Annotated in this window: 25 protein-coding genes; 15 read left to right on the top strand and 10 right to left on the bottom strand. The window is 59.2% G+C overall.

Going from position 1 to position 26,288, the window contains the following annotated elements; genetic code table 11:
• Window position 1 precedes the first annotated feature (1 nt).
• Window positions 2–586, bottom strand: a complete 585-nt coding sequence (locus tag B9A31_RS20375; protein WP_016714910.1) for a PilZ domain-containing protein — start codon at window positions 584–586, stop codon at window positions 2–4.
• Window positions 587–679: 93 nt separating this feature from the next.
• On the opposite strand from B9A31_RS20375, the gene B9A31_RS20380 reads away from it, so the two are divergent.
• The 3 genes from B9A31_RS20380 (at window position 680) to B9A31_RS20390 (ending at window position 3,924) form a co-directional block, all read left to right on the top strand.
• The gene (locus B9A31_RS20380) at window positions 680–1,930 is read left to right on the top strand and encodes a lipoprotein-releasing ABC transporter permease subunit (protein ID WP_019096215.1); all 1,251 of its coding nucleotides are present in this window, start codon (window positions 680–682) and stop codon (window positions 1,928–1,930) included.
• A gap of 7 nt (window positions 1,931–1,937) precedes the next feature.
• The gene (gene lolD / locus B9A31_RS20385; protein ID WP_174244669.1) at window positions 1,938–2,621 is read left to right on the top strand and encodes a lipoprotein-releasing ABC transporter ATP-binding protein LolD; all 684 of its coding nucleotides are present in this window, start codon (window positions 1,938–1,940) and stop codon (window positions 2,619–2,621) included.
• A gap of 61 nt (window positions 2,622–2,682) precedes the next feature.
• The gene (locus tag B9A31_RS20390) at window positions 2,683–3,924 is read left to right on the top strand and encodes a lipoprotein-releasing ABC transporter permease subunit (protein WP_084297335.1); all 1,242 of its coding nucleotides are present in this window, start codon (window positions 2,683–2,685) and stop codon (window positions 3,922–3,924) included.
• 41 nt (window positions 3,925–3,965) lie between these two features.
• On the opposite strand, the gene B9A31_RS20395 is transcribed toward B9A31_RS20390, so the two are convergent.
• Together B9A31_RS20395 and cinR are read right to left on the bottom strand one after the other, a co-directional pair.
• Entirely contained in the window at window positions 3,966–5,318 is a 1,353-nt protein-coding gene (locus B9A31_RS20395; protein ID WP_019096217.1) for a heavy metal sensor histidine kinase, read from the bottom strand.
• Window positions 5,315–5,995: a two-component system response regulator CinR gene (gene cinR / locus B9A31_RS20400; RefSeq protein ID WP_084297304.1), complete on the bottom strand. Its 681-nt coding sequence runs from the start codon at window positions 5,993–5,995 to the stop codon at window positions 5,315–5,317. Before cinR ends, B9A31_RS20395 begins: the two co-directional genes overlap by 4 nt.
• Before the next feature lie 160 nt (window positions 5,996–6,155).
• Here cinR and B9A31_RS20405 point away from each other — a divergent pair, with 160 nt between their 5' ends.
• On the top strand, window positions 6,156–6,665 hold the full coding sequence (locus B9A31_RS20405) for a cupredoxin domain-containing protein (RefSeq protein WP_019096219.1): 510 nt from the start codon (window positions 6,156–6,158) through the stop codon (window positions 6,663–6,665).
• A gap of 68 nt (window positions 6,666–6,733) precedes the next feature.
• Window positions 6,734–7,564: an NADPH-dependent 7-cyano-7-deazaguanine reductase QueF gene (queF, locus tag B9A31_RS20410; protein ID WP_084297305.1), complete on the top strand. Its 831-nt coding sequence runs from the start codon at window positions 6,734–6,736 to the stop codon at window positions 7,562–7,564.
• A 71-nt stretch (window positions 7,565–7,635) separates the two neighbouring features.
• Here the strand turns inward: queF and B9A31_RS20415 are convergent, their stop codons facing one another.
• A complete protein-coding gene (locus B9A31_RS20415; RefSeq protein WP_003248815.1) occupies window positions 7,636–7,899 on the bottom strand; it encodes a DUF4404 family protein in 264 nt (87 codons plus the stop codon).
• Window positions 7,900–8,021: 122 nt separating this feature from the next.
• Window positions 8,022–8,588 carry a hypothetical protein gene (locus B9A31_RS20420; protein WP_025754454.1) on the bottom strand — a complete coding sequence of 189 codons (567 nt, stop codon included), beginning with the start codon at window positions 8,586–8,588 and terminating at the stop codon, window positions 8,022–8,024.
• Window positions 8,589–8,789: 201 nt separating this feature from the next.
• Here B9A31_RS20420 and B9A31_RS20425 point away from each other — a divergent pair, with 201 nt between their 5' ends.
• Entirely contained in the window at window positions 8,790–9,497 is a 708-nt protein-coding gene (locus B9A31_RS20425; RefSeq protein ID WP_025754453.1) for an MlaA family lipoprotein, read from the top strand.
• Window positions 9,498–9,535: 38 nt separating this feature from the next.
• On the opposite strand, the gene B9A31_RS20430 is transcribed toward B9A31_RS20425, so the two are convergent.
• Complete coding sequence (locus B9A31_RS20430; protein ID WP_019096596.1) at window positions 9,536–9,835, bottom strand: PilZ domain-containing protein; 300 nt, start codon at window positions 9,833–9,835, stop codon at window positions 9,536–9,538.
• Between the two features lie 281 nt (window positions 9,836–10,116).
• Between B9A31_RS20430 and rssB the strand changes: the two genes are divergently transcribed.
• Both rssB and rssC read left to right on the top strand, forming a co-directional pair.
• Complete coding sequence (rssB, locus tag B9A31_RS20435; RefSeq protein ID WP_019096597.1) at window positions 10,117–11,298, top strand: two-component system response regulator RssB; 1,182 nt, start codon at window positions 10,117–10,119, stop codon at window positions 11,296–11,298.
• A complete protein-coding gene (gene rssC, locus B9A31_RS20440; RefSeq protein ID WP_019096598.1) occupies window positions 11,295–11,777 on the top strand; it encodes an anti-sigma factor antagonist RssC in 483 nt (160 codons plus the stop codon). The genes rssB and rssC overlap by 4 nt, the downstream gene beginning before the upstream one ends.
• A gap of 12 nt (window positions 11,778–11,789) precedes the next feature.
• Here the strand turns inward: rssC and B9A31_RS20445 are convergent, their stop codons facing one another.
• The 3 genes from B9A31_RS20445 to dusA form a co-directional block, all read right to left on the bottom strand.
• Window positions 11,790–13,640, bottom strand: a complete 1,851-nt coding sequence (locus B9A31_RS20445; RefSeq protein ID WP_027615685.1) for an alkaline phosphatase D family protein — start codon at window positions 13,638–13,640, stop codon at window positions 11,790–11,792.
• A gap of 144 nt (window positions 13,641–13,784) precedes the next feature.
• Entirely contained in the window at window positions 13,785–14,711 is a 927-nt protein-coding gene (gene tal, locus B9A31_RS20450; RefSeq protein WP_019096599.1) for a transaldolase, read from the bottom strand.
• A 170-nt stretch (window positions 14,712–14,881) separates the two neighbouring features.
• Window positions 14,882–15,892 (bottom strand): tRNA dihydrouridine(20/20a) synthase DusA, encoded by a 1,011-nt coding sequence (dusA, locus tag B9A31_RS20455; protein WP_084297306.1) that lies wholly within the window; start codon window positions 15,890–15,892, stop codon window positions 14,882–14,884.
• Between the two features lie 58 nt (window positions 15,893–15,950).
• On the opposite strand from dusA, the gene B9A31_RS20460 reads away from it, so the two are divergent.
• The 3 genes from B9A31_RS20460 to B9A31_RS20470 all read left to right on the top strand — a co-directional run bounded on the left by B9A31_RS20460 (window position 15,951) and on the right by B9A31_RS20470 (window position 19,774).
• Window positions 15,951–17,021 (top strand): site-specific integrase, encoded by a 1,071-nt coding sequence (locus B9A31_RS20460; RefSeq protein ID WP_232104733.1) that lies wholly within the window; start codon window positions 15,951–15,953, stop codon window positions 17,019–17,021.
• Window positions 17,022–17,229: 208 nt separating this feature from the next.
• Window positions 17,230–18,441 carry an SIR2 family protein gene (locus B9A31_RS20465; protein ID WP_084297308.1) on the top strand — a complete coding sequence of 404 codons (1,212 nt, stop codon included), beginning with the start codon at window positions 17,230–17,232 and terminating at the stop codon, window positions 18,439–18,441.
• Window positions 18,442–18,850: 409 nt separating this feature from the next.
• Window positions 18,851–19,774, top strand: coding sequence for a DUF2971 domain-containing protein (locus tag B9A31_RS20470; protein ID WP_256576265.1), 924 nt, complete (start codon window positions 18,851–18,853; stop codon window positions 19,772–19,774).
• 104 nt (window positions 19,775–19,878) lie between these two features.
• Here the strand turns inward: B9A31_RS20470 and B9A31_RS20475 are convergent.
• A protein-coding gene (locus B9A31_RS20475; RefSeq protein ID WP_143512074.1) for an IS3 family transposase occupies window positions 19,879–21,029 on the bottom strand; the annotation gives its coding sequence in 2 pieces (ribosomal slippage) (window positions 19,879–20,786 and window positions 20,786–21,029; 1,152 coding nt in all).
• Between the two features lie 457 nt (window positions 21,030–21,486).
• On the opposite strand from B9A31_RS20475, the gene B9A31_RS20480 reads away from it, so the two are divergent.
• The 4 genes from B9A31_RS20480 to B9A31_RS20495 all read left to right on the top strand — a co-directional run bounded on the left by B9A31_RS20480 (window position 21,487) and on the right by B9A31_RS20495 (window position 26,274).
• Entirely contained in the window at window positions 21,487–22,374 is an 888-nt protein-coding gene (locus B9A31_RS20480; protein WP_084297310.1) for an NAD(P)-dependent oxidoreductase, read from the top strand.
• 27 nt (window positions 22,375–22,401) lie between these two features.
• Window positions 22,402–23,889 (top strand): aldehyde dehydrogenase family protein, encoded by a 1,488-nt coding sequence (locus B9A31_RS20485; protein WP_027608954.1) that lies wholly within the window; start codon window positions 22,402–22,404, stop codon window positions 23,887–23,889.
• 62 nt (window positions 23,890–23,951) lie between these two features.
• A complete protein-coding gene (locus tag B9A31_RS20490; protein ID WP_081717238.1) occupies window positions 23,952–25,274 on the top strand; it encodes an MFS transporter in 1,323 nt (440 codons plus the stop codon).
• Between the two features lie 4 nt (window positions 25,275–25,278).
• Complete coding sequence (locus B9A31_RS20495) at window positions 25,279–26,274, top strand: glutamate cyclase domain-containing protein (RefSeq protein WP_050580651.1); 996 nt, start codon at window positions 25,279–25,281, stop codon at window positions 26,272–26,274.
• The last annotated feature ends 14 nt before the right edge of the window (window positions 26,275–26,288 follow it).

The following is a 26,288-nucleotide window of genomic DNA, read 5'->3' on the forward strand; positions in this document are numbered from 1 at the left end:
CTCAGGAGGCGGGGTCGTTCTGTTCCAGCTGCTGGCGCCGTTGTTGTTGCTGGCGCTGCAGGATGTAGCGGGCCAGCAGTTGACGCTGGGCGTCGGTCATGTCGGTAAACTCGGTGCCGACCTCGAAGCCGCCCTCCGGGCGCGGGTCGCAATGGGTGACCTTGCCGCGCAGCAGCAGGCCATGGGCGCGCGGCATCAGCACCATTTTCACTTTTACCCGGGTGCCGGGGGCAATCTGCGTGGCTTGGGCGAATTCGATACCGCCTTCGGAGATGACCACCGGCAGCGGCTGGCCGACTTCGCCAAGCAGGGTTTGCGCAACCACCGCGCTAAGCAGGTCGAGGCGCTTGTTCTGCGCCCGCAGGAAGGCAGCGAGGGTGCGGTCCTTGTCACTCAGCTGGCGCAGCAGGTGCTGCGACTCGAAGTCGGACAGATGCAGTTCGCTGAGCAGGTTGAACAGCGGGGAATCATCTTGCAACACATCTGGGTCGAGGGCTTCGGCCGCGCTGAGGGGGCTTATTTGAAGTGCGATCCGATCTTCGATGCGGTAGTATTCGCGGCGATCTTCTTCGTCTAATGTCGTCATGGCGAACCCAAGGTAGCGGCGGTGGTCCGAGTGTAAAGCCGCCGTAGGCGCCTCGCCACAAGGACGTTCCCTTTCATCCGAACAAGCCCCGACATGTTCAGACCTCTTTTCGCATTCATCGGTACGCGTTATACCCGTGCCAAACGCCGTAATCACTTCGTCTCGTTCATTTCCCTGACCTCGATGATCGGCCTCGCCCTGGGCGTGGTGGTGATGATCGTGGTGCTGTCGGTGATGAACGGTTTCGACCACGAGATGCGTACCCGTGTGCTCGGTATGGTCCCGCATGCCACGCTGGAGAGCGGCCAGCCCATAACCGACTGGCCTGCCCTTGCCCAACAAGTAAAGCAGAATCCGCAGGTGGTGGCGGTAGCGCCTTTCACCCAGATGCAGGGCCTGCTGACCCATGACGGCAAGGTGCAGAAGGTGCTGCTCAACGGCATCGACCCGGCCCGCGAGCGCGAGGTGTCGATTATCGACAACTTCATCTTGCAAGGCCGCCTCGACCAGCTGGCGCCGGGCGAGTGGGGCATCATGATAGGCGACAAGGCTGCGGCGAAGCTGGGTGTGACCATTGGCGACAAACTCACCTTCGTCGCCCCCGAAGTCAGCGTGACGCCTGCCGGCATGTTCCCGCGCATGAAGCGCTTCACCGTGGTGGGCACCTTCCATGTGGGCGCGGGGGAGATCGACGGCTATCTGGGCCTGACCAATATCAGCGACCTGTCCCGCCTGCACCGCTGGAAGCCCGACCAGGTACAGGGCCTGCGCCTGAAGTTCGACGACCTGTTCCAGGCGCCACGGGTGGCCTGGAGCATTGCCCAGCAGCTGGGTGACCAGGAGTACTACAGCCGCGACTGGACCCGCACCCACGGCAACCTGTACCAGGCCATCCGCATGGAAAAGGCCATGATCGGCCTGCTGTTGCTGCTGATCGTGGCGGTGGCGGCGTTCAACATCATTTCCACGCTGGTGATGGTGGTGAACGACAAGCGTGGTGACATTGCCATCCTGCGCACACTGGGCGCCACGCCCGGGCAGATCATGCTCATCTTCATGGTCCAGGGCACGGTAATCGGGGTGATCGGTACCCTGATCGGCGCCGTGGTCGGGATTGTTGCCGCGCTGAACGTGAGTGCGGCGATCGCCGGCATCGAGAAACTGATCGGGCACAAGTTCCTCAACGCCGACGTGTACTTCATCGATTACCTGCCCTCGCAGATCCAGGCCCAGGACGTGTACATGGTCTGCGGTGCGGCGCTGGTCCTGAGTTTCTTCGCCACCCTGTACCCGGCCTGGCGTGCGGCCCGCACCCAGCCTGCAGAGGCGCTACGTTATGAGTGAGTCGCGCATGAGTGATAAAGCCGTTCTGAGTTGCCGCAACCTGGGCAAGTCCTACGACGAGGGCCCGGAGTCGGTGCAGGTGCTGTCCGGGCTCAACCTGGAGCTGCACGCCGGCGAGCGGGTGGCCATTGTCGGCAGCTCCGGTTCGGGCAAGAGTACCTTGCTCAACCTGCTGGGCGGCCTCGACCGGCCGACCCAGGGCAGCGTCTGGCTGGCCGGCGAAGAGCTGTCGGCGCTGGGCGAGCGCGCCCGTGGCCTGCTGCGCAACCGAGAGCTGGGCTTTGTCTACCAGTTCCACCACCTGTTGCCAGAGTTCACCGCCATCGAGAACGTGTGCATGCCGCTGCTGATCGGCCGCACGCCCATCCCCGAGGCCCGTGAGCGCGCCGAGGCGCTGCTCAAGCGCGTGGGCCTGGGCCATCGCCTGAACCACAAGCCGGCCGAGCTGTCCGGTGGTGAGCGCCAGCGTGTGGCGATTGCCCGGGCCCTGGTCAACCGCCCTGGCCTGGTGATGCTCGACGAGCCGACCGGCAACCTCGACCACCATACCGCCCAGGGCATCCAGGAGCTGATGCAGGAGCTGTCCAGCGCCTCGCGCACGGCGTTCCTCGTGGTGACCCACGACCTCAACCTGGCGCGGCAGATGGACCGTGTATTGAAGCTCGACGACGGCCACCTGGTGGCCATCTGATCGACTGCCCGGGGTGGCAGGTGCCGCCCCGTTTTCCTGTTTTCACTGGGTGATTCCGTACATGTTCAGACCCTTGCCCATTTTCATCGGCGCGCGCTACACCCGAGCCAAGCGTCGCAACCACTTCATCTCGTTCATTTCGATGACCTCGATGATCGGCCTGTCGCTGGGTGTGCTGGCGATGATCGTGGTGTTGTCGGTGATGAACGGCTTCCAGCGTGAAATGAGCGCGCGCATTCTTGGCCTGGTGCCGCATGCTGCCATCCTGGGCGTGCAGCCGATGGACGACTGGCACAAGGTGGCCGACGCGGCCCTGCAGAACCCGGCGGTGATGGCGGCAGCGCCGATTACCGAAATGGAAGGCATGCTGTCGTACAAGGGGGCGATGCAGCCGATCCAGGTGGGCGGTATCGACCCGGCCGAAGAGGGCAAGGTCTCTATCGTTGGCCAGCACATCGTGCAGGGCCGCTTGCAGGACCTGCAAGCGGGTGAGTTCGGCGTGGTCATCGGCGAGCTGACGGCGCGTCGCTTTCGCCTGAACACCGGCGACAAGCTGACCCTGATCGTGCCGGAAATCAGCAAGGAGCCGGGCGGGATTACCCCGCGTATGCAGCGCCTGACCGTGGTCGGTATTTTCAAGGTGGGCGCCGAGCTGGACGGTTCGCAGGCTTACATCCACCTGGCGGATGCCGGTGAGATGCAGCGCTGGGCGCCGGGCCAGGTGCAGGGCGTGCGGTTGAAACTGCATGACCTGTATGCCGCGCCGCAGGTGTCCAAGGCCATCGCTGCCGGGCTGGGCGATGCCTACCGCGCCGATGACTGGTCGCACACCCAGGGCAGCCTGTTCAGCGCCATGAAGATGGAAAAGACCATGATCGGCCTGTTGCTGATGATGATCATCGCGGTGGCCGCGTTCAACATCATCGCCACCCTGGTGATGGTGGTGAACGACAAGGGGCCGGACATTGCCATCCTGCGTACCCTGGGCGCCACGCCGGCGCAGATCATGGGCACGTTCATGGTTCAGGGCAGCCTGATCGGCATTGTCGGTACGTTGATTGGTGGCGTGCTGGGGGTGATTGCGGCGTTCAATGTCAGCCAGATCGTTGGATGGCTGGAGCGGGTTAGCGGGCAGCACATCTTTACGTCGGATGTGTACTTTGTCAGCAGCTTACCATCGCAGTTGCAGTGGGGGGATGTGGCGATCATCTGCACTGCGGGCCTGGTGATGAGCTTTTTGGCGACCATTTACCCGGCATATCGGGCATCGCAGGTGCAGCCGGCGATTGGCCTGGCGGTTTGATGTTTACCTGAGAGTCTGGGGGCTGCGAAGCAGCCCCAATTTCAACGATCCTGAGTGAACTCGATCAAAAACCGCGTCCACCCATCCTCGCATTCCGCCCGGATGCACCCGCCATGGGCCTGCACGATCGACCGGGTAATCGCCAAACCCAACCCCGCATGCTCGCTGCTGCCTTCCCGTCGCGCTGGGTCGACCCGGTAGAAGCGGTCGAACAACCGTGGTAACGCCGCAGGGTCGATAGCCTGCCCGGTATTGGCCACGCAGATTGTAGGCCCCGGCTCCAGCGTCACCCTTATCTGCCCGCCCGCCGGGGTAAACCGCAGGGCGTTGTCCAGCAAGTTGGACAACGCTCGCCGCAGCATATGCCGGTCGCCCTGCAACACGGCTTCTCCCTCACGCAACATCTGCACCCCGCTGTCCTCGGCGAGCGGCGCGTAGTACTCCAGCAGTGCATCCACTTCTTCATGCAACGCCAGCGGCGCCTGCCCCGGCACCAGCAGGCCGTGATCGGCTTTGGCCAGGAACAGCATGTCGTTGATCATCTGCGCCATCCACTGCAGCTCTTCCAGGTTGCCATGCAGCGCCTCGCGGTACTCCTCCAGGCTGCGGGGGCGGGTGAGGGTGACCTGGGTGTGGGTCAGCAGGTTGGACAGGGGGGTACGCAGCTCGTGGGCGATGTCGGCAGAAAACGCCGACAGGCGCTGGAAGGCATCGTCCAGGCGTTGCAGCATGGCGTTCATGCTGGTGGCCAGCTCGGCCAGTTCTTCGGGCATCTGCGCCACCGGCAGGCGGGTGGTGAGCGAACGTGCCGACACGCCAGCGGCCACCTGGCCCATCTGCCGCAAAGGGCGTAGCCCACTGCGTGCGGCCCAGGCGCCGAGCAGCGCGGTGGCCAGCGCCGACAGGCCGACGGTTAGCCAGATCAACCGTTGCATGCCTTGCAGGAAGTGCTGGTGGTGGGTGATGTCCAGGTAAAGGGTGAGTTGCGGCGACGGTGTTGTGGCTTGTGCCAGGTGCACGGCCAGGCTGCGGTAGTCGGTACCTTGCGCGTGCAGGGTAGCCAGCCCCGCTGGCCGTGGTGCCTGCGGCAGCCCTGTGCGGCTTTCGAACCAGGTGGTGCCATCGTTGCCGCTGATGCGCAAGGCCAGGTCGGCCTGGTGGCTCAGCTCATCGTGCAGGGCGGGCAGGCGGGCCTGTAAATCTTCCGGCGTGCTGATACCGGCCAGTTGTGCGCGGAACAGCGACAGGCGCGAGTCCAGCAATTGTTGGTCCAGCTCGACGAAATGCTGCTCGCTGGCCTTGCTGAACAACAGGCCGGCACCAAGCGAGACGGCTGCTGTGCAGGCGGCGAACAACAGGGCCAAACGGCTGCCGAGGGAAAGCCTGCGCATCAATCTGCACGCTCTTCGAGTACATACCCCATGCCGCGTACGGTGTGGATGAGTTTGTTGGTGTGCGGGTCGTCAATCTTCAGTCGCAAGCGGCGGATTGCCACCTCGATCACGTTGGTGTCGCTGTCGAAGTTCATGTCCCATACCTGCGAGGCAATCAGCGATTTTGGCAGCACCTCGCCCTGGCGGCGCAGCAGCAGTTCGAGCAGGGCGAACTCCTTGGCGGTCAGGTCGATGCGCTGGCCGGCGCGCTCGGCGCGGCGACGGATCAGATCCAGGCGCAGGTCGGCCAAGCTCAGGATGGTGTCCTGGCCGGGGTTGGTGCCACGGCGCAGCAAGGTGCGCACCCGGGCCAGCAGCTCGGAGAAGGCAAAGGGCTTGACCAGGTAATCATCGGCGCCCAGCTCCAGGCCGTGCACCCGGTCTTCGACGGCGTCGCGTGCGGTGAGGAACAGTACCGGCGTGTCGAGGCCGGCCTGGCGCACCGCTTGCAGGATCTGCCAGCCATCCCGGCCGGGCAGCATCACGTCGAGGATCAGCAGGTCATGGTCACCGGTCAGCGCCAGGAACTGGCCGGTTTCGCCATCGGTGGCCAGTTCGGTGGCGAAGCCGGCTTCGCTCAGGCCTTGTCTCAGGTACTGGCCGGTGCGGGCCTGGTCTTCGACGATCAGCAATTTCATTGGGTAGCTTGCCTCCAGCAAGGGCCGGGTGATGCTTGAAATGATACGTGACTATCCCGGTCGTCACTCAAGCTGACAACGTTGTAATCTCCCTGTCAGGTTGCCGCCAGCCGTCCCTGACTAAGGTCGCCTCATACTGTTGTGCATGCCCGGAGTCATCATGAAACACCTGTTCATCGCCGCCACCCTTGCCTTGGTCAGCCTGCCAGCCTTTTCTGCCGAGGCGAAAACCTTCGCCTTCGGCGAGCCGGCCCCGGCGGCCAAAGCCACCCGCACGGTGGACGTGGTGCTCAAAGACATTGCCTTCGAGCCCAAGAGCCTGCAGGTAAAAGCCGGTGAGACGGTGCGCTTCGTGCTGGTCAACGAGGGCAAGCTGCCGCACGAGTTCAACCTGGGTGACAAGGCCATGCATGCCGAGCACCAGAAAGAAATGGTCGCCATGCAAGGCAGGATGTTCACCCAGGCCATGAACCATGAAGGCATGGATCACAGCCAGATGATGGATCACGGTGGCGGCCATGGTCACGGCGGTGGCAATACCGTGCTGGTAATGCCCGGCCAGCGCGCCGAGCTGACCTGGACCTTCCGCCAGTCGGCGCCCATCGAGTTTGCCTGCAACGTACCAGGGCATTACCAGGCCGGTATGGTCGGGGTCTTGACCATCGAGTGACTTGCCCTGCAAGGCGGGGTGCAAAACCGGTAAACTAGGGGCAATTTCGAACCTCTAGGTCAGTTTCCATGCATCCCGCTGCCGAACACTCCCCGCTGGGCAAATCCAGCGAATACGTTGCCACCTACTCCCCGGAGCAGCTGTTCCCGATCCCGCGTACTGCCAAGTGGGCCGAGCTGGGCGTTACCGCGCAGACCTTGCCCTGGCAGGGCGTGGATTACTGGAACTGTTTTGAGCTGAGCTGGCTGCTGCCGTCGGGCAAGCCTGTGGTGGCGATCGGCGAGTTCGCCATTCCGGCTGATTCGCCGAACATCATCGAATCCAAGTCGTTCAAGTTGTACCTCAACTCGCTGAACCAGACGGTGTTCGCCTCGCTGGGCGAGTTGCAGGCGTGCCTGGAAAAAGACCTGTCCGCTGCCGCTGGCAAGCCGGTGGGCGTGAAAGTGCGGACCTTGGCCGAGGTCGAGGCCCAGGGTGTGGTGGCTTTGCCGGGGCTGTGCATCGATGCACTGGATGTGGCCATCAGCAACTACGAGCAGCCGCAGCCGGAACTGCTGCGTTGCGACCCGGAGCGGGTGGTGGAAGAAACCTTGCACAGCCACCTGCTGAAGTCCAACTGCCCGGTTACCGGCCAGCCGGACTGGGGCAGCGTGGTGGTCGAGTACAAGGGCAGGGCGCTGGACCATGCCAGCCTGCTGACCTACCTGATCAGCTTCCGCCAGCATGCCGACTTCCACGAGCAGTGCGTAGAACGCATTTACCTGGACTTGAAGAACCTGCTGCAGCCGGAGCACCTGACGGTGTATGCGCGCTATGTGCGCCGGGGTGGGCTGGACATCAACCCTTACCGCAGCACCGGGGCGATCAGCCCGCAGAACACGCGGCTGGTTAGGCAGTAAGGTTCCCGTACGCTGGGGGGCGCTCTGCGCCCCTTTCGCGGCACAAGGGCTGCAACGCAGCCCCGGCTATTTCAGATCCCCATGCTGTGCAGCGAGTTGGCAATGCTGCGCAGGGTGGCGGTGAGGTCGGGGTGGTCGGCCTCGAAGCGTTCGATCGCCAGGTTCACGCCATCGACCAGGTTGTTGTCCGGGGTGGCTTCCTCAAGTTTCAGTTGCGCCTCGATCTGGCGCGCTTCTTCGTGCAGCGCGGCCAGCTCTTCTTCCGAAAGCGGTACGTTGCGGTCCAGTTGCTCGCGCAAGCTGTTCAGGCGCTCTTGCAATTCGCGGGCAGGCATTGGCAGTTCTCCATCAATGGCTTGGCAAACCATGGACCTCAGCGAAGCGGCAAAGGTTCTGGCCTGTCTTCAGCGTAATCCACCTGCCGCCGCTTTGCATGATCCGTGTCAAAGGTGCTGTATCAGGGTTTTTCACCTTTGCGGCGGCGCTGCGCGATGTCCTGCAGGCAGGTATCCAGCGCTTCGAGGTGGTCGATTACCGAATGCACGCCCAGGCTGAACAGCTCCAGCGTCGCCTTGCCGCGAGCCAGGTCTTGTTCTTGTGTGCTCATGGCTTGCCATTGCTGCGAGCTGCGGTCGCAGAGCGGGCTGCAGGCCGCCAGGCCCACCGTCCACAGGCCCGCGTTAAGGCCCGACTGCAGCAGGCGCGGGTCGCCGCTGACCAGCACGCAGCCGTCCAGGCGTTCGCTGTCCAGGCTCATCAAGGCCTGCCAGCAGGCGTTGGGCGCTGGCCAGCGGACGCCGTTGACCAGGTGCCCTGGCAGCCAGTCGGGCAGCACATGGGCCAGGCGTTTGCTGTGGGCGGCGGTGAGGTCATCCAGCCAGATGCACGGCACCTGGCGATGACGCAGGCTGGCGAGGGTGGCCAGTGCGCCGGGAGCGGGTGAGGGGGCGCCGCCATTGGCAGCCTCCACCAGGCAGCCGCGCAAGCCGAACAGCACAGCGGTGAAGGCGGGTGCAGCGTCCATGGCAACTTCCCCCAAATAGTCCGCAGGCTATTCGCTGATTGTTACCGGCCTGTGACAGGCTCGCCCGCGCAACAGTTGTTCACAAAATATTGAGCAAAAATGTGTAAAGCTGTTTATCGGGCCGCAAGCCTCTATACTGCCGCCTTACCAGCAGCGCGCCCCGTTGCGCGTGCGGCCGAGAAATTCGATGGAGAGACATCTATGCGTAGGATCGGTGCCAGTGTGATCGAACGAGTCACCCAGGCCTGTGTCTGCGCCAGCTTGCTGCTGGCGCCCGTGGCAGCCACCCAGGCCGCCACCGAGGAAGATCCCTGGGAAGCGGTCAACCGCCCGATCTTCCGTTTCAACGATACCCTCGACACCTATGCCCTGAAGCCTTTGGCCAAGGGCTACCAGGCGGTCACCCCGCAGTTCCTTGAAGATGGCATCCACAACATCTTCCGCAACCTGGGCGACGTGACCAACCTGGCCAACGACCTGCTGCAGCTCAAGCCTCATGCAGCGGGCGTGGATACTGCGCGGCTGATCGTCAACACCACGTTCGGCCTGGGCGGCTTCTTCGATGTGGGTACCAAGATGGGCCTGCAACGTAATGACGAGGACTTTGGCCAGACCTTGGGTTATTGGGGCGTGCCGAGCGGCCCGTACGTCGTCATCCCGCTGCTGGGGCCGAGCACCGTACGTGACGGCGTAGCCAAATACCCGGACACCTACACCAAACCCTACCGCTACATCGACCATGTGCCGACGCGTAACTCGATCTTCGCCCTGGACGTGATCGACACCCGTGCCGACCTGCTGTCGGCCGAGAAGCTGATTCAGGGTGACAAGTACATCTTCATTCGCAACGCCTACCTGCAGAACCGCGAGTTCAAGGTGCAGGACGGCGAAGTCGAAGACGACTTCTGATCCGTGGGCTGGCCTGGGGCTGCAACGCGGCCCCAGGTTCAGTGCATCGCCAGAATCCGCAGCCCGAACTTCTGCTGCCCGCCCGGCTGGTCGGCAATCCATACCACTTCGGTGCTGGCATGCAGCCCTTTGAGCGCCGGGTGCTCTGAGTCGATCCGCACCTCGATATGATCCCCCACCAGAAAGCGCTGCGGTGCCTGTACCTGCATGCCGCCGCTGGACAGGTCCAGGCACACCGCCGCAATCACCTGGCCTTCATGCAGCAGGCTGGCCTCGGTGTCGATGCGCATACGGATAAAGTCGCGTTTCTCGCTGTGGCTGGAGGGCGTGTGGGGCATGCTGCATCCTTCCCATCGGGTTGCGCTGGTCGACTTTCTTATAACTCCCGGTGATTTGCCCTGTAAAGAGCGGCGAGGTCGACCCTTGCATGCTTGAAACCCCTGCCGGATGGGAGTACCGTCTGCGCCTTACAAGGTAGCTCTGACAGTTGCCGGAGAGTTGCCGGGCAGGTGTTCTTGTCCTACAACTCAAGTAGAGTGTGACCCTAAAGAATTCCCGTAGCTGGCCGTCTGCCTTGCCGACACCGCTGCACCAACCTAAATCGGCGCCGTTCGCCCACATGCAGAAAACCAGTGCAACGCTGCTGATCATCGATGACGACGACGTGGTCCGTGCGAGCCTCGCCGCCTATCTTGAAGACAGTGGCTTCAGCGTCCTCCAGGCCGGTAATGGCCAGCAGGGGCTTCAGGTCTTCGAAGAACACCAGCCCGACCTCGTGATCTGCGATCTGCGCATGCCGCAGATGGGCGGCCTCGAACTGATCCGCCAGGTCAGCGAGCGCGCGCCGCAGTTGCCGGTGATCGTGGTGTCTGGTGCCGGCGTCATGAGTGATGCGGTTGAAGCGTTGCGCCTGGGCGCCGCCGACTACCTGATCAAACCGCTGGAAGACCTGGCCGTACTCGAGCATTCGGTGCGCCGCGCCCTCGACCGTTCGCGCCTGGTGCTGGAAAACCAGCGCTATCGCGACAAGCTCGAAGCCGCCAACCGCGAACTGGAAGCCAGCCTGCACCTGCTGCAGGAGGACCAGACCGCCGGTCGCCAGGTGCAGATGAACATGCTGCCGGAAAGCCCCTGGGCAGCCGGCGAGTTCGCTTTCGCGCACCAGATCATTCCGTCGCTGTACCTGTCGGGTGATTTTGTCGATTACTTCCGCGTGGACGAGCGGCGCATTGCCTTCTACCTCGCCGATGTTTCCGGGCATGGCGCGTCGTCGGCCTTTGTCACTGTGCTGTTGAAGTTCATGACCACGCGGCTCATGTTCGAGCTCAAGCGCAGCAGGATGCGCGAGTTCAAGCCGTCGGAAGTGCTTAGCCATATCAACCGCGGCCTGATCAATAGCAAGCTGGGCAAGCACGTCACCATGGTCGGCGGTGTGATCGACGAAGAGTCCGGTCTGCTGACCTACGCCGTGGGCGGCCATCTGCCGCTGCCGGTGCTGTACACCCCCGATCACGCCCGCTATCTGGAAGGCCGTGGGCTGCCGGTGGGGCTGTTTGAGGAGGCCACCTACCAGGACCTGGTAGTCGAGTTGCCACCGCAGTTCAGCCTCAGCCTGATGTCCGATGGCATTCTGGACCTTTTGCCGGGTGACACGCTCAAAGATAAAGAAACCGCCTTGCCGGAGATCGTCAAGGCAGCAGGTGGCAGCCTGGATGGGCTGCGTCAACGATTCGGATTGGCTACGCTTGGGGAGATGCCGGATGATATCGCCCTATTGGTGTTGAGCAGGAACCTTCAATGAGTACCGGTAGAATCCAGTTCGCCGAGCAGAGTGGTACCTTCGTACTGAAATTTGTCGGTGAAGTGCGCCTGACCCTGTGTTCGGCGCTGGATGCGACGATCGAGAAGATTTTCACGGCGTTGAACTTCTCGGCGATTGTCATCGACCTGACTGAAACCGAAAGCATCGACAGCACCACCCTGGGCCTGCTGGCCAAGCTGTCGATCCTGTCGCGGCAGAAGGTGGGCTTGCTGCCGACCGTGGTTACCACCAACCCGGACATTTCCCGGTTGCTGCAGTCGATGGGCTTCGATCAGGTGTTCAACATCGTCGATCGCCCAATTCCGTGCCCGGAATGCCTGACCGACCTGCCATCGCAGGACCAGAACGAAGACGTGGTGCGCTCCAAGGTGCTGGAGGCGCACAAGATCCTCATGGGCCTGAACGACTCCAACCGCGAAGCGTTCCATGACCTGGTCAGTGCGCTGGAGCGAAGCTGACCTGTCGCCCGGCTACCGCCCGGCAACAAACTCGGTTGCTTCAGCGCCGCCGGCATCCAGCTGAAATACCCGCACTGGCCGCCCCTGTTCGTCGAAGAACACCTGCCCCAACCCCGCCCCGTTCCACAGCCGCTCTCCAGCCTTGCTGTGGCTGGGCGTACGCGGTACCACTTCCATCTCCCGACGTCTGGTGAACCAGTTCAACGGCGAGCGTGGCGAATACAGCCAGCGGTTGAGCCGGTCGAGCACATCCAGCAAACGCCGGGGGAACTCGTTCTTGATCCCGCTGCTGGTCACCTGCCACAGGTGCGGGCTGCGCTGGCGGTGGCGGATCAGCACTTCATAGACGAACGAGTAGTGCACATCCCCGGACAGCACCACATAGTGCCCCGGTGTGCGGGAGTGGCGGAAGATGTTGAGGATGACCTGCGCCGCCCCTCGGTGGGCCATCCAGTTTTCGGCATCCACCAACAGTGGATAGCCCAGCCAGCTGAACACCTTTTGCACCGTCTCGATCAGCTTCACGCCAAAAATCGGCGCCGGTGACACGATGACCGCTGACGGGTGGTCGAGCAGTGCTTGCTGCAACTCGCTCAGCGCCTCCCAATCGAGCAGGCCGGACGGCTTGGCCAAACTGCTTTCACTGCGCCAGCGCCGGGTGCGGGTGTCCAGCACCAGCAGGGGCGGGTTTGTGGGCAGGCTGAATTGCCAGCCCTGGAAGCGCAACAACTCGTCGATGAGCGCATCCTGGTGTTGACCGGTCAGCGCCTGGCATTGCTCGGTCAGTGGCTTGCAGCCGTCCGGGTTGTTACCCCATGCCTGGCACAGCAGGTAGCCGAGCAGGGCGTTGCCGATGATGCGCCGCGAGAACGGATGGCCGTAGGCGGTTTCTTCCCACTGTGCCGAGAGGTTCCAGTCGTCGGTGATGTCGTGGTCGTCGAAAATCATCAGGCAGGGCAGGTGGGCCATCACCCGCGCCACCTGGTCGAGGTTGTCGGCAAACGCCTGGATCAATGGCAGCTCTTGCCGGTAACGGGCCTGGCGCTGGTCGGTAAGACCGGTGGGCATGTCCAGGTTCACCAGTTGCCAAGGCACCGGTGACCACACCAGCAGGTACATGGCCATGACCTCGGCGAAGGTCACCAAGTGGTTGTCGGCGTTGCTGGACGAAAAAATCGGCTTGCGTTTGCCGCCGAAAAAGCGCTCGCGCAAGGTGTCGTTGTGTTCCTGCGCCGGCAGCAGGTCGGCGCGGTGGTAGTAACTGGCCGGGTGTTGGTACAGCGCCTGGCTATCCGGCACCACCGCACCCTCCAGCTGCTCGTCGAACAGGCCCAGGCGCGCGATCAGGGTATGGATGGCGCGCAGCATGGGGCCGGCGACATCGTCGGCGTACACTTGGTCGCCGGTCATCAGCAGCACGGCCGGGCGGTCCTCGGGCTTTGTGCAGGCCTTGAGCAGGCGATCGGCGCACAACAGGCCATCGGCAGCGGGGTGGTGCGGCTTGCGGCAGGAACCGTGCAGCAAGTGGTCGAGGCGGTCGCGCAGCACCAGGCTTGGGCGCTGGGTACCGGGGTAGAGCAAGTGTGGCGCCCAACTGGCGATGCCTTGACCGTTGATCATCAGATCGTAGTCAAGCAGCTGGTTGCAGGGCAGGGGATTTGCGAAGTGGATATCCAGCAGGTGAATGAAGGCCTGTTGGCCGACCGGGAGAACCTGGCAATCGACCTGGGCCTCGCCTGCGGGGCAGATGAAATCGGGTTGCAGCGGTTGGGTGGCGACCAGCCAGATGGCCAGGCGCTGAGGCTCCAGGCGGCGCAGTACCGGGCCGGCGAGCACGAGGGGCAATGGGGTAGAGGGGGTCATCGACAGCTCGGGTGGCTATGCGGGCCTCTTTGCGGGCAAGCCCGCGAAAAGGCCCTGGAATTCAGTACACAACTAAAACAGGGCAAAACAAAACGGGCGGAAAATGCTTAACACCTCCCGCCCGTCAGGCAAACCCGAACTGTATCAGGCCTTTTCAGCCATTAACTTCTCCAGCTTTTCCTGGTCCCGCGCAAACTGGCGGATACCTTCGGCCAACTTCTCGGTGCCCATGGCATCTTCGTTCATTGCCCAGCGGAACTGGCTTTCATTCAGCTGTTGCTTGGGTTCACCCGCATTGCCAGGCTTGAGCACGCGCGGCAGCTCACCCTGGTCATCGCTCAACTGCTGCAACAGCTCAGGGCTGATTGTCAGGCGGTCGCAACCGGCCAGTTGTTCGATCTGGCCGATATTGCGGAAGCTGGCGCCCATGACCACGGTGTCGTAGCCATTGGCCTTGTAGTAGTCGTAGATGCGCGTGACCGACTGCACACCAGGGTCTTCGGCGCCCACGTATTCCTTGCCGGTGCTCTTCTTGTACCAGTCGTAAATACGGCCCACGAACGGCGAAATCAGGAACACCCCGGCATCGGCGCAGGCTTGTGCCTGGGCGAAGGAGAACAGCAGGGTTAGGTTGGTCTGGATGCCTTCCTTCTCCAGCTTTTCGGCGGCGCGAATGCCTTCCCAGGTGGAGGCCAGCTTGATCAGCACACGGTCACGGCCAACCCCGGCCGCTTCGTACAGCTCGATCAGCTTGCGCGCCTTGGCCAGCAGGGCCGGCTCATCGAACGACAGGCGCGCATCCACTTCAGTGGAGATACGCCCCGGGATGACCTTGAGAATGCCCGAGCCCACGGCCACTGCGAACTTGTCGCAAGCCAGGTCGACATTGCCCTTGGCATCGGCCTTCACCTGCGTGAGCAGATCGGCATAGCCCGGGATGGCGGCGGCCTTGAGCAGTAGCGACGGGTTGGTGGTGGCATCGACCGGCTTCAGGCGGGTGATGGCATCCAGGTCCCCGGTGTCGGCGACCACGGTGGTGAACTGCTTGAGTTGTTCCAGCTTGGAGGTCATGGGCGTGCTCTGTCCTGTGCAATGACTCGACATTACCCGAGCCCCGACGGCCGCTCAAGGGCCGTCGAAACCATGCAGGCAAGCGGTGGAAGCAGGCTTGCCCGCGAAGGGCGGTGCGAAAGGTGAAGATTCGAGTCGCAAGCCGGCCCGAGGTTCCCAATCCCGCCTTGTCACCGCCCTTGCAACAACTCGACTGCCTGATCAAACACCGCCAACGGCTCAGCGGCCTTGTGAATATCCGCCGACAGCAATTGGCGGAAGCGCCGTGCGCCCTTGAACCCCTGCGCCAACCCTAGAATGTGCCGGGTAACGTGATGTATCGCGCCACCACTTGCCATATGCGCCACGATGTAAGGGCGCAGCTGTGCCAGTGCCTCGCTACGGCTGACCACCGGCGCCGCGCTGCCAAACAGCTGCTGGTCTACCTCGGCCAGCAGGTAAGGGTTGTGATATGCCTCACGCCCCAGCATCACGCCATCGAAGGTTTCAAGGTGCGCCTGGCATTCGGCCAGGGTCTTGATCCCGCCGTTGAGCACGATCTCCAGGTCCGGGAAGTCGGCCTTCAACTGCGCTGCCACGTCATAGCGCAGCGGCGGGATTTCGCGGTTCTCCTTCGGCGACAGCCCCTCCAGGATCGCGATGCGCGCATGCACGGTAAAACTCCGGCAGCCGGCCTCTCGCACCTGCCCAACGAAGTCGCACAGTTCGGCGTAGCTGTCGCGGCCATTGATGCCAATGCGGTGCTTGACCGTCACCGGCGTCGACACCGCATCACGCATGGCCTTCACGCAATCGGCCACCAGTGCCGGGTGTGCCATCAGGCAGGCGCCGATCATGTTGTTTTGCACCCGGTCGCTCGGGCAGCCGACGTTGAGGTTGACCTCGTCGTAGCCGGCCTCCTCGGCCAGGCGCGCGCAGGCAGCCAGGTCGGCGGGCACACTACCGCCCAGTTGCAGGGCCAGCGGGTGTTCGGAGACGTCGTGGCGCAGGAAGCGGTGGGCGTCGTTGTGGAGGAGGGCGCCGGTGGTGACCATCTCGGTGTAGAGCAGGGTTTGGCTGGAGAGCAGGCGCAGGAAGAAGCGGCAGTGGCGGTCTGTCCAGTCCATCATAGGTGCAACGCTGAAGCGGCGTGACGGCTCAGGGCGCGTATTTTCTGGTTTGTAGCCTGATTTTGCGGTCATTTCGTTCAACGTGTTTTGTACCAATTTTCGGGGGTTTTGGGGCGTTTTTACCAAGCGCTTGCAGATCAGCATTAATCGCGACAAGGTGACAGTCTACCAAGAGAGCCAAACGTTCGCCCGCAAACAGGCTGCAGTGGCCTGGGCGAAGCGACGGGAAACTGAGTTGTCTGAGCCTGGTGCTATCGAGCGCGCCAACCGGGTAGGGCACACGGTCAAACAGATGATCGACCGTTACCTGGTAGAGGCAGAGAAAGCTCGGCCTCTGGGCGAGACCAAGCGACGCACTTTAAACGCCATCAAGAACAGCTACCTGGGTGAGATGGTCGACTCCGACATCAGCCAGCAGGTGCTGGTGGACTATGCCCTATGGCGTATGAGCCCCGCAGGCGGTGGCATCAAACCGCAGACAGCCGGCAATGATCTGGCTCACCTGGGTTCAGTGTTGTCGCTTGCTAGGGCAGCGTGGGAGTACGAGATCAACCCCCAAGCTATGCCCGACGCACGCCTTGTCCTGAAACGCCTCGGCTACAACATGAAGAGCCGGGAGCGGGATCGCCGGCCAACGCTTGAAGAACTCGACAAGGTGCTTGAGCATTTCTTCGAGATGCTTGCACGGCGTCCGACAGTCATTCACATGCCGAAGGTGGTTGCGTTTGCCATCTTTTCCACGCGCCGTATGGACGAGATCGCTCGCATCATGTGGGAGGATCTGGATGAGCACCGCCAGGCGGTGAAAGTACGGGACATGAAGAACCCCGGGCAGAAGATCGGCAACGACGTGTGGTGCCATCTTCCGGATGAGGCGTGGGAGATTGTGCAAAGCATGCCGCGTCAGTGCGCTGAGATCTTCCCTTACAACACCGACTCTATCGGCACGGCCTGGTCCAGAGCGTGCAAGATGGTTGGCGTGGAGGACCTGCATTTTCACGATCTGCGCCATGAAGGTGTGAGCCGGTTGTTCGAAATGGATTGGGATATCCCGAGGGTGTCGAGTGTTTCCGGTCATCGTCACTGGAACTCGCTGCGGCGTTACACCCATCTGAGGGGGCGTGGTGATCGATATATGGAGTGGAGTTGGTTAGAGCGGATTATCCAGGCCCCAGTCGCCCTAGGCGCCCGGGTTGAGTAGTTTGTTGGGGTACACGGAACGGCGGTGATTAGCCCTGCGCGTAGCAGCGCTTTGAGTCGATCCGGCTGGTGGTTGAGGGCAGCAAACGGCCAAAAGACGCCATTCGACCGAGCATGAATTTATATATCTTCAGTACCGGACTCTGCGACACGTGCAGCCATACCTGCTGAACAAGCTGGCGAAAACTACCTACGCGTAAGAGATATCAATGACAACGTTTTGGAAAAAAAGAATTCTAGTTCTTGTCGGCGCCGGGGCCTCTGTCGATTTCGGTATTCCTCAGACCAGAGACTTTACAGCAGCTCTCGAAAACGAGCTTAGGAACAACCAATATTGTGTCAAAACGGGGGGATTGAAGGCCTACGAATGGGTGAAAAGTACGCTTGAGGAGTATTACGGTGCAGAGCCGTGGGAGGCTCATTTTGAGCGCGTTTACCATTCGCTCCACGAGTTGGCAGCGATGAACCACATCGATGGAGCCGTGCCGAAGTACAAGCCTGTCCTCTACCCCTTTTTGAGACCGCAGCACGACCATACAAACGAGGCCCTACGAGCTGCAGCTAACGCAATGCTGGAGGCCATTTACAAAATCGCGTCTACATCATCCAACACTCCAAAGCTCAGTCTGGCACCACTCAGCGCCTTTATTGAAAAACTAAAGAATCACGGGGTGCCCAGGATATACACGACAAACTACGACGATTTTTTCTCGCAGGCTTGTCCAGGATTGTTCACCGGATTCACAAATAAAAGGGACGAATACAGCCTCTTCAGCCCCAAGGACTATTGGGAGCAGTGGGATACACCTGGGCTTTTCCATCTTCACGGTTCAGTTCACTTTGGTTTCCCCCTGAGCATCAAGCGAGATCCTGACGTTGGAATAGGTGATCTAGGATGGTACGAAAGCAAGGAGGAGGCGATAAGGCACGCGCGTGGCGGCGGGTCAGGTAGTTCACGCTTGGATGGCACACAACTGGAAAGAAGCGCGATCATCACCGGTTTAGATAAGCTCGGCCGACTGCAGCAAGCGCCCTATCTCTCCTACTATGGAGGGTTAACGCGTGAAGCCATTGAGGCTGATCTAATAATTGTGTTGGGGAGCGGGTTAGGAGATCTACACCTCAACTCTTGCCTCTTACAGGCGCGAAGAACTCACCCACCAACCCCAATCATCTACGTAGGTTGGTGGAAGGGTGGGGATCTGCGGGAAGCTTTGAGGGGCGAGATAACTGACCAGACCATAGCTATGGTCCATGACCTGCGAATCGATATTGGTAGTAGAGACAAGATGCGGTTCGAGGCCTATCCAGGCTGGACGATCAACGGCGATACCAAGGCAGCGGTTTATGCGAAGGGTTTCTACGACTTCCTTGAGAACCCGGCGACGTTTGCCCAAGTACTAAAAGAGATTCAGGCCTGACAGCCTGAGCCTCTCCATCGCTCATTCGTCTCTACCCTGCACGGCAGATCTGTCGGTTGTCGCGAATACACACACGTCCGGTAAGGGTTGATATGTTCGACAGGCTAGTGAGCACAACGCAGCGAATACCTTTAAGGTCCTGCGCTGAATGGAGGCTTGCGTATGGATGTGCATGATGGCACATTGGCTTCTTTAGTGCGTCTCCAAGCCGTTCATGAAATTTTGTAAAACGTGGAGCCCTGCCGATAGCAGCCCAACCACATTCCATTAAGTCACGCATAGAACCATGGCCTCTGAGTGAAGGCATGGTTTACGCTTTCGCAACCGGTACCCTCCAGTGGAATCTAACACTAAAACTACCCCGCCAAAAACGCTCTATCGATACCGTCCGCTAGGAAATTCAGATCTCGTGAAACGAGAGCTCGATGCGATCCTTAATAACTATCTATACGCACCGCGTTTTGAGCAAATGAATGATCCAATGGAAGCAATGTTCGAGCTCTCCTTTGATGATTTATATACTGCTTTACTACCAAAAGAAATTGTCGAGACTGGTAGAAAAGTTATCAAAGCTGCAGCAGAGACAGCAAAAAAATCAGGATTGATCTCGATGTCGGCTACCCATTTGGACTATCCGTTATGGGCATATTACGCTAGCAATTTTGAAGGCATGTGCCTGGAGTTCGACACTCAAGAATTGGCAATTGGTGATCTGCACCAACATTTATTGGTACCTGTTGTCTACGATTCCGTGGCTCCTGAACCAGTATCATTTGGACTACTTGCTATTTCTCAACCAATGGAAGTTGTTAACAAAAGGTTAATGCAAAAGCGACAGGAGTGGCAACATGAGAAAGAGTGGAGGTATCTCGGGGGCAGAGAGGGGCGTCAGCATTATACCGATCTAGCGTTGAAACGAATTTACCTAGGCCCACGCATTGCATTAAAGACCAAAAAAAATATTCTTTACAAGATGAAAGGTCGCCCAGTCGAAATCTACGAAGGATCCGTGCACGGGTATGACGTTAAGTTCAACTGTATCCAGAAGGGTATATCCCGAGAGGAGTGCAAGCGAACCGGGGCAGGCAGCTTCGACAGGAACTTGATAACGTCCAACAATAAAGAATTACATGCTGTTTTAGGCCAAAGTCTTGACCATCTTGAACAAACTATTAATGGGCTTTGCTCTCATCCGAATCTAGAGCGTATAGATGGTGTTTGCACGAGCAATAATGAAACCCTCATTCGCATAACTGCCACATACCGCTTAAAAGACGGGTGCGACATTTCGCGCAACCATTGGTTTGATGCACATATGAAGCGAATGCCATAGTTTCATGTGCGGTTAGATCGCTAGTCCCAGAGTGTTGGCACTGATGTCGAATTGATCCAGTTGCCTAGGGGCCTCTAACCAAGACTTGAATCGCCCCTGGTTTCCTAGACACTCTCCAAGCTCAGGAAATAGCGTTTCTCATACTCTACTGGAGACAGCTGCATAGCACTGCTGTGTCGACGTTTTGGGTTATAGAACATCTCGATGTAATCGAAAATATCACTCCGGGCTTCGTCACGCGTCGCGTAGATCTTTCGTCGAACCCGCTCCCGCTTCAAAAGCTGGAAAAAGCTCTCGGCTACGGCATTGTCGTGGCAGTTTCCCCGTCGGCTCATGCTGCTGACCACATTGTTAGCCTTAAGGAAGCTTTGCCAATCTGAGCTACTGAACTGACTGCCTTGGTCTGAGTGAATCATCACTTGCTGCTGTGGCTTGCGTCGCCAAACGGCCATCAGCATCGCGTCGATAGCAAGGTCGCTGCACATCCTTGGCTTCATTGACCAACCAATTACTTGGCGTGAGAAGAGATCCAGCACTACCGCCAGATAAAGCCATCCTTCATAGGTGCGGATGTAAGTGATATCTGTCACCCAGACCTTGTTCGGCTCGCTGACCTTGAACTGCCGGGCAAGGTGGTTAGGCGAGGCCACCGTTGGTTTTCCGCCATAAAACCCAGGACGACGGCGATAACCCGTTTGCGAACGCAACCCCTCTGCTTGCATCAAACGACCGACTCGATTTCGCCCGCATGTCTCTCCCAGCTCACGCAGGTCACCATGAATTTTGCGATAGCCGTACACACCTCCGCTTTCGAGCCAAGCCTGTTTGATCAAACCAAGCAGACGATGATCTTCTTTTGCTCGGGCAGATTGAGGCTCCGCCAACCAAGCGTAGTAGCCGCTGGGATGCACCTTGAGGGTTTGGCAAAGGCGCCGCACCGGGTAATCCGTCGAGTGCTTCTTGATGAAGGCGTACTTCAGCCGCACTCCTTGGCAAAGTACGCGGCGGCCTTCTTTAAGATGTCTCGCTCTTCCGTCACGCGCTTGAGTTCAGCGCGCAGCTTGCGCAGTTCGGCCTGCTGATCATCGTCTTGCTGACGCTGCTCTTGGGGCTTGCTGTAGACCTTGATCCAGGCGTAAAGGCTGTGAACGGACATGCCCAGGCGCTGGGCAACATCAGCGACAGGCTTGCCTTTCTCGGTCACTTGCTTGACCGCTTCGATCTTGAATTCTTCAGGGTAACGCTGACGACTCATGGCACCTCCTATTTGGGCCTCATTTTGAGGCTTGGAGGTGTCTACGAAACTAGGGGCGATTCAGTAGGAAGGCTATTGCTAAGCGCAATAGCTGCTAAATAATCCGGCTCTATCCATCCGCGCTTATTACTTTTTCTTCTTAAAACTATTTCCATATCTCGGAAAAGTAGTCGATTTAGCACTCATTTGGTGCGTCGCTTCGCTGCATGCGTACGTAGTCCAACAATTACGGGGCTTTAGGGTGAGCTCTCATGGGGCATGCTTTTGCTCTTATGTGTCATGTCTATTGGAAAGATAAAATTTCCTATAGCGTTAAAATATACAACTTTTATTTTCCTTTAAGCCCTTCCTATATTAGGCCCACTCCGAGGCGCCGCTTAAGCGAATCAAGCGATGACCAGCCTAAAAAGCCGAGCGGCGCTTGGTAGAACAATTAACGGTAAGGTAGAGGTCTGAAATGAAAATTGGATTTATTGGTGTTGGCCGCATGGGTTCCCGCATGGCTGCCAGGCTGATCGAAGCTGGCCATCAGGTGTCTGTCTTTGACCCCAACAATACCGCTGTCAACGAGCTGGTTGCGAAAGGTGCAATTGCAGCTTCGAGCCCACAAGCCGCAGCCGAGTCCGCAGAGCGTATCCTGCTCAGCCTCCCGAGCCCGAGAACTCTTCTGGATGCAGTAAGTGGTGAAAGCGGTGTTCTGAAGTCTGCGAAGCCTGGCGCAATCATCGTCGATTTCAGCACCGTCGACCCGGCTACTGCTAAAGCCATCGCAGCTCAATGCTCCTCTAAAGACGTCAAGTTCATCGACTCCCCAGTCAGCGGCGGTGTAGCAGGCGCGGCCTCGGGCAACCTCGTTCTGATGATCGGTGGTGATGAAAGTGTTATCGCCGCTGCTCGTCCGGAACTCGAAATCCTCGCTTCGCGCATCGTTCATTGCGGCCCTGTCGGTGCAGGTCAACTGACCAAGCTGAGCCACAACCTGCTGACCGCGATCAACACTGTTGCTCTGGGTGAAGTCCTGTCTGTCAGCGTCAAGGCTGGTGCAAATCTCCAGGTTCTCTGTGATGTGTTTGGTGCTGGTCTGGCCGGCAGCAAGATGCTGGATTACCTGCCGAAGACCCTGTTCACCGAAGAGCGTCCAGCCAATTTCGCTATCGACCTGATGCATAAGGACATCTCCCTGTGCTTGCAGGAGTTCAGCAACTACTCCATGCCTCTGGGTCAGCTGGTTCTGCAAACATACAACGCCGCTCGTTTGAATGGTCTGGGTGGCAAGGATTCGACCAGCGTCAACGAGCTCTACGAAAAGCTGCTCGGTGTGCGCCTGAGCCTGTCGGGCAACTGATCCTTCGCCATTTAAGGAACCATGAAGATGTCTACTGCAAATAACTCTGTTGTACTTCCAGCAGCCGGGATCACTGGCCTATTCGTAAACGGCGAGTGGCGCACTCCTGCTAACGGCAAGACGATGGTTGTAGAAAACCCTTGCTTCCGCTCTCCGCTGGCCACCATCGGTGCAAGCGACAAGGATGATGTCGACAGCGCGGTCGCCGCTGCCAAAGCTTCTTTCCCAACCTGGCGCCGACTCGCTGCACGTGCTCGTGGTGCGATGTTGATCGAGCTGGGCAACCGTATCACTGCACACCAGGAAGAGATCGCTCGCGTATTGGCAGCAGAGACTGGTAACGCTCTGCGTACTCAAAGCCGTCCTGAAACCCAGAGCGCTGCCGAAGTCCTGCGTTACTATGGCGGTACCATTGCCGAGCAGAAAGGTGAAACCCTGCCGCTGGGCCCAGGTCTGTTCAGCTACACCACCCGCGAACCCCTGGGCGTTGTGGGCGCAATCATTCCGTGGAACTCCCCGCTGGTTCTGGCTGCTGTAAAGATCGGTATGGCCCTGGGTACCGGTAACACTCTGATCCTCAAGCCTGCTGAAGATGCTCCGCTCGCTGTCCTGAAGATCGCTGAACTCGCTGCTGACATCTTCCCGGCTGGGGTTTTCAACATCGTTACCGGCTCGGGTATCGAGGCAGGCGCGCCTCTTTCGACTAACGAAGACGTCGCTAAGGTTTCGTTCACCGGGTCGCTTGAAGTAGGCAAGCTGATCGCTCACGCGGTAGCTGATCGGATCGGTCGCGCAACTCTGGAGTTGGGCGGAAAGAGCCCATGCATCGTCTATCCAGACGCTGCTACCCCTGAACACATTGATGCCACCGTCAACGGCATCATTGCTGCCATGCGTTTCGCACGTCAGGGCCAGTCTTGCACCGCTGGTTCGCGTCTGTACGTTCACAAGAGCGTATGGGATGAGGTGATGACGCGTGTAGTGGGCAAGGTGCGCGAGTTGCGAATCGGCGACGCTTTGGATGAGAACACTGACATCGGAGCAATCATCAACATTGAGCGCTACACCGAAGTCCGGAACTTCATCAAGGAAGCGATCGACTCGGGCGCCGAGGTTCTGACCGGCTCGGTTCCAGCTTCGCCTGAAACAGCCAAAGGCTTCTATCCAGAGCCGGTGATTGTGACCGGCGTGGATAATTCTTGGCGCGTTTGCAAGGAAGAGGTCTTCGGCCCAGTCCTGGTGGCTCTGCCTTGGGAAAAAGAAGAAGAGGTTATCCAGTGGGCAAACGATACCGTTTACGGTCTTGCTGCCTACGTGTTCACCAATGACCTGACTACGGCACTACGTGTCACTGAGCAAATCGACGCCGGCTGGTTGCAGGTTAACCGTGCAGGCGGCCAGATCCCAGGCATGTCCTACGGTGGTGCCAAGCGCAGTGGTATCGGTGCCGAATATTCCATCGAAAGCGCGCTGGAAAGCTATACGTCGCGTAAAAGCGTAACGATCAACGTCTAACCCATACTTATAAATATAAGCCGGTGGGATACCACCGGCGACTGGCGACATCGAGAGGGCATATGAACGTGCAAACAGCAGGTGCTATCAAGCATCAAGAAGAAAGTAAGGGCGCAAATAAGACTTCCGTCAAAGCTGCATTAGGCTCCTTCATCGGAACCACCGTAGAGTGGTACGACTACTTCATTTATGGTACTGCCGCTGCTCTCGTGTTTCCTAAGGTATTCTTCAGCAATATGTCGCCAGAAATGGCTACGCTGATGTCGATGATCTCGTTCTCGGTCGCCTTTGTAGTTCGACCAATTGGAGGGATTGTGATTGGTCACTTCGGTGACCGCATGGGCCGGAAGAAGTTGTTGGTCTTTACGTTGATGCTGATGGGTCTTTGCACAGCAGCTATCGGCTTTCTCCCTTCATATGCTCAAGCCGGTATATGGGGGCCTGCTTTACTGATTGTACTTCGAATTATCCAGGGTTTTGCTCTTGGCGGTGAGTGGGGCGGTGCAGCGCTCATGTCTGTAGAGCACGCGCCTGAAGGGCGGCGAGGATTGTGGGGTGCCACCATGCAAATGGGTGTTCCTGCGGGCCTGTTGGTATCGGCGGGTGCGTTTGCCTTGGTATCCATGCTTCCAGATGAGCAATTCTTCTCGTGGGGCTGGCGCCTTCCTTTCATCTTCAGCCTAGTACTGCTGGTAGTCGGCATGTATATCCGTCTGCAGGTGTCTGAGCCTCCGGCCTTTGAGAAAGTCGCGGAAAAAGGTGAAATCGAGAAAGCTCCGCTGCTCAGCGTCTGGAAGTACGAGAAGAAGAAAACCATTGTTATGGCCTTCTTCCAGACGGCTGCTAACGTTGGCTACTTCCTCATCACCGTTTACGCCTTGAGTTACATTACACAAACCTTGGGCCTGCCACGTAGCGTCGCCTCTAACGCATTGATGGTAGGCGCTGCAGTAGATCTGTTCATGCAGCCTGTGTTTGGGTGGCTGTCTGATAAGTACGGTCGTAAGAAAGTTTATGGCTTTGGTGCAATCTTCTTTGCTCTCTACGCCTTCCCGTTCTTCGCCCTGCTGAATACTGCTGATCCGTACTACATCACCTTGGCGTTGGCGTTGGGCTTGGGTATCGGCCACGCGTCTACTGGCTCTCTGCATGGCGTGATTTACGCTGAGCAATACAAAACCAAATACCGTTTCAGTGGTTCGTCTGTCGCGTATCAACTTTCCGGCATTGTTTCCAGTGCCCCAACACCGATCATCGCGGCTTGGCTTGTAGCGACCACTGGTAACTCCATGGCGGTGTCGTGGTTCGTAGTGGCAGCGGCTGTTATTACTCTGATCTGTATCTCGATGACCAAAGAAACTTATCGAATTGACATTAACGAGTGATGACATGACTAACATTTACAACGCCCTAGTCGGCGAAAGAATTGATAGGTTGATGACTGTGGAAATACGTCCCCTTACGGGGGGGCTTCCATCGGGATATGTCCAACCGCTGTATGACATCTGCAGAAAGTATTATGGCGCGCCATTGAGCATGCTGGCCGCGGAGTATCTGCATAATCGAATCAAGCCTCGTGACACTGTGTTCATTGCCACCGGCGCTGGAGTTGCACCAGCTCTTCCGCTGGGCGAAACGGATGGCCCGCCTGGTGCTGCTGTATTGGCAAGGGCTCTGGCGCGCGGATTTGGATGCCGCGTGGTACTGGTGACGGAAGATATCCACCTGGCACCGGTCGAGGCTTGTGCAGAGGTCGCCAGCCAAGCACTTGATGGCCAAGGCTCGATTACCGTTGTCAGCTTCCCAAAAGGCCTAGAAGCAGGTCGCCAAGCAGCAAAAGGGTTGTTCCAAGAGTACAACCCCACCGCTGTGGTCTTTGTGGAGCGCGATGGCCCTAACGCCGAGGGCTACTTCCACGGCGTCCGTGGTGACTTCCGCGAGCCAGATGCTGTGGGTCACGTGTACCTACTGGCCGATCTGGCCAAGGCGCAAAACATACTTACCGTCGGTGTAGGTGACGGTGGCAATGAGGTGGGGTTCGGTGATGTCCGCGCTGCGGTAACAGCAGTTCATCCGCTGGGCGCCATCTCCAAGGGAGGCTTCGCCTCGGGAGTGATCACCGTCACTGCTACCGATGTGGTTGTGGCGGCCTCGGTATCGAACTGGGGTGCTTACGCGATCTGTGCCGCGCTGGCTTATTTGACCGGCAAACCGGATCTGATCCATTCGCCGGAACTTGAGCGTGACATGGTCGAGGCGTGTGTGAGAGGCGGCGGACGAGATGGTGCAAATGGACTGCACCAGGCGTCTGTGGACGGCATCGATCTCGATGGGCATGCCGCGTTTGTCCAGTTGTTGAATTCGATAGTGAAAGTCTCTCGGTAGGCGTTTCACGCCAC

Source organism: Pseudomonas sp. URIL14HWK12:I5 (genome assembly GCF_900176445.1).
Taxonomy (GTDB): Bacteria; Pseudomonadota; Gammaproteobacteria; order Pseudomonadales; family Pseudomonadaceae; genus Aquipseudomonas; species Aquipseudomonas monteilii.

Excerpts from the sequence above, each read along its gene's own strand:
- B9A31_RS20375 (WP_016714910.1), bottom strand. The coding sequence starts at position 586 with ATGACGACATTAGACGAAGAAGATCGCCGCGAATACTACCGCATCGAA.
- B9A31_RS20380 (WP_019096215.1), top strand. The coding sequence starts at position 680 with ATGTTCAGACCTCTTTTCGCATTCATCGGTACGCGTTATACCCGTGCC.
- lolD (WP_174244669.1), top strand. The coding sequence starts at position 1,938 with ATGAGTGATAAAGCCGTTCTGAGTTGCCGCAACCTGGGCAAGTCCTAC.
- B9A31_RS20390 (WP_084297335.1), top strand. The coding sequence starts at position 2,683 with ATGTTCAGACCCTTGCCCATTTTCATCGGCGCGCGCTACACCCGAGCC.
- cinR (WP_084297304.1), bottom strand. The coding sequence starts at position 5,995 with ATGAAATTGCTGATCGTCGAAGACCAGGCCCGCACCGGCCAGTACCTG.
- B9A31_RS20405 (WP_019096219.1), top strand. The coding sequence starts at position 6,156 with ATGAAACACCTGTTCATCGCCGCCACCCTTGCCTTGGTCAGCCTGCCA.
- queF (WP_084297305.1), top strand. The coding sequence starts at position 6,734 with ATGCATCCCGCTGCCGAACACTCCCCGCTGGGCAAATCCAGCGAATAC.
- B9A31_RS20415 (WP_003248815.1), bottom strand. The coding sequence starts at position 7,899 with ATGCCTGCCCGCGAATTGCAAGAGCGCCTGAACAGCTTGCGCGAGCAA.
- B9A31_RS20420 (WP_025754454.1), bottom strand. The coding sequence starts at position 8,588 with ATGGACGCTGCACCCGCCTTCACCGCTGTGCTGTTCGGCTTGCGCGGC.
- B9A31_RS20425 (WP_025754453.1), top strand. The coding sequence starts at position 8,790 with ATGCGTAGGATCGGTGCCAGTGTGATCGAACGAGTCACCCAGGCCTGT.
- B9A31_RS20430 (WP_019096596.1), bottom strand. The coding sequence starts at position 9,835 with ATGCCCCACACGCCCTCCAGCCACAGCGAGAAACGCGACTTTATCCGT.
- rssB (WP_019096597.1), top strand. The coding sequence starts at position 10,117 with ATGCAGAAAACCAGTGCAACGCTGCTGATCATCGATGACGACGACGTG.
- rssC (WP_019096598.1), top strand. The coding sequence starts at position 11,295 with ATGAGTACCGGTAGAATCCAGTTCGCCGAGCAGAGTGGTACCTTCGTA.
- B9A31_RS20445 (WP_027615685.1), bottom strand. The coding sequence starts at position 13,640 with ATGACCCCCTCTACCCCATTGCCCCTCGTGCTCGCCGGCCCGGTACTG.
- tal (WP_019096599.1), bottom strand. The coding sequence starts at position 14,711 with ATGACCTCCAAGCTGGAACAACTCAAGCAGTTCACCACCGTGGTCGCC.
- dusA (WP_084297306.1), bottom strand. The coding sequence starts at position 15,892 with ATGACCGCAAAATCAGGCTACAAACCAGAAAATACGCGCCCTGAGCCG.
- B9A31_RS20465 (WP_084297308.1), top strand. The coding sequence starts at position 17,230 with ATGACAACGTTTTGGAAAAAAAGAATTCTAGTTCTTGTCGGCGCCGGG.
- B9A31_RS20480 (WP_084297310.1), top strand. The coding sequence starts at position 21,487 with ATGAAAATTGGATTTATTGGTGTTGGCCGCATGGGTTCCCGCATGGCT.
- B9A31_RS20485 (WP_027608954.1), top strand. The coding sequence starts at position 22,402 with ATGTCTACTGCAAATAACTCTGTTGTACTTCCAGCAGCCGGGATCACT.
- B9A31_RS20490 (WP_081717238.1), top strand. The coding sequence starts at position 23,952 with ATGAACGTGCAAACAGCAGGTGCTATCAAGCATCAAGAAGAAAGTAAG.
- B9A31_RS20495 (WP_050580651.1), top strand. The coding sequence starts at position 25,279 with ATGACTAACATTTACAACGCCCTAGTCGGCGAAAGAATTGATAGGTTG.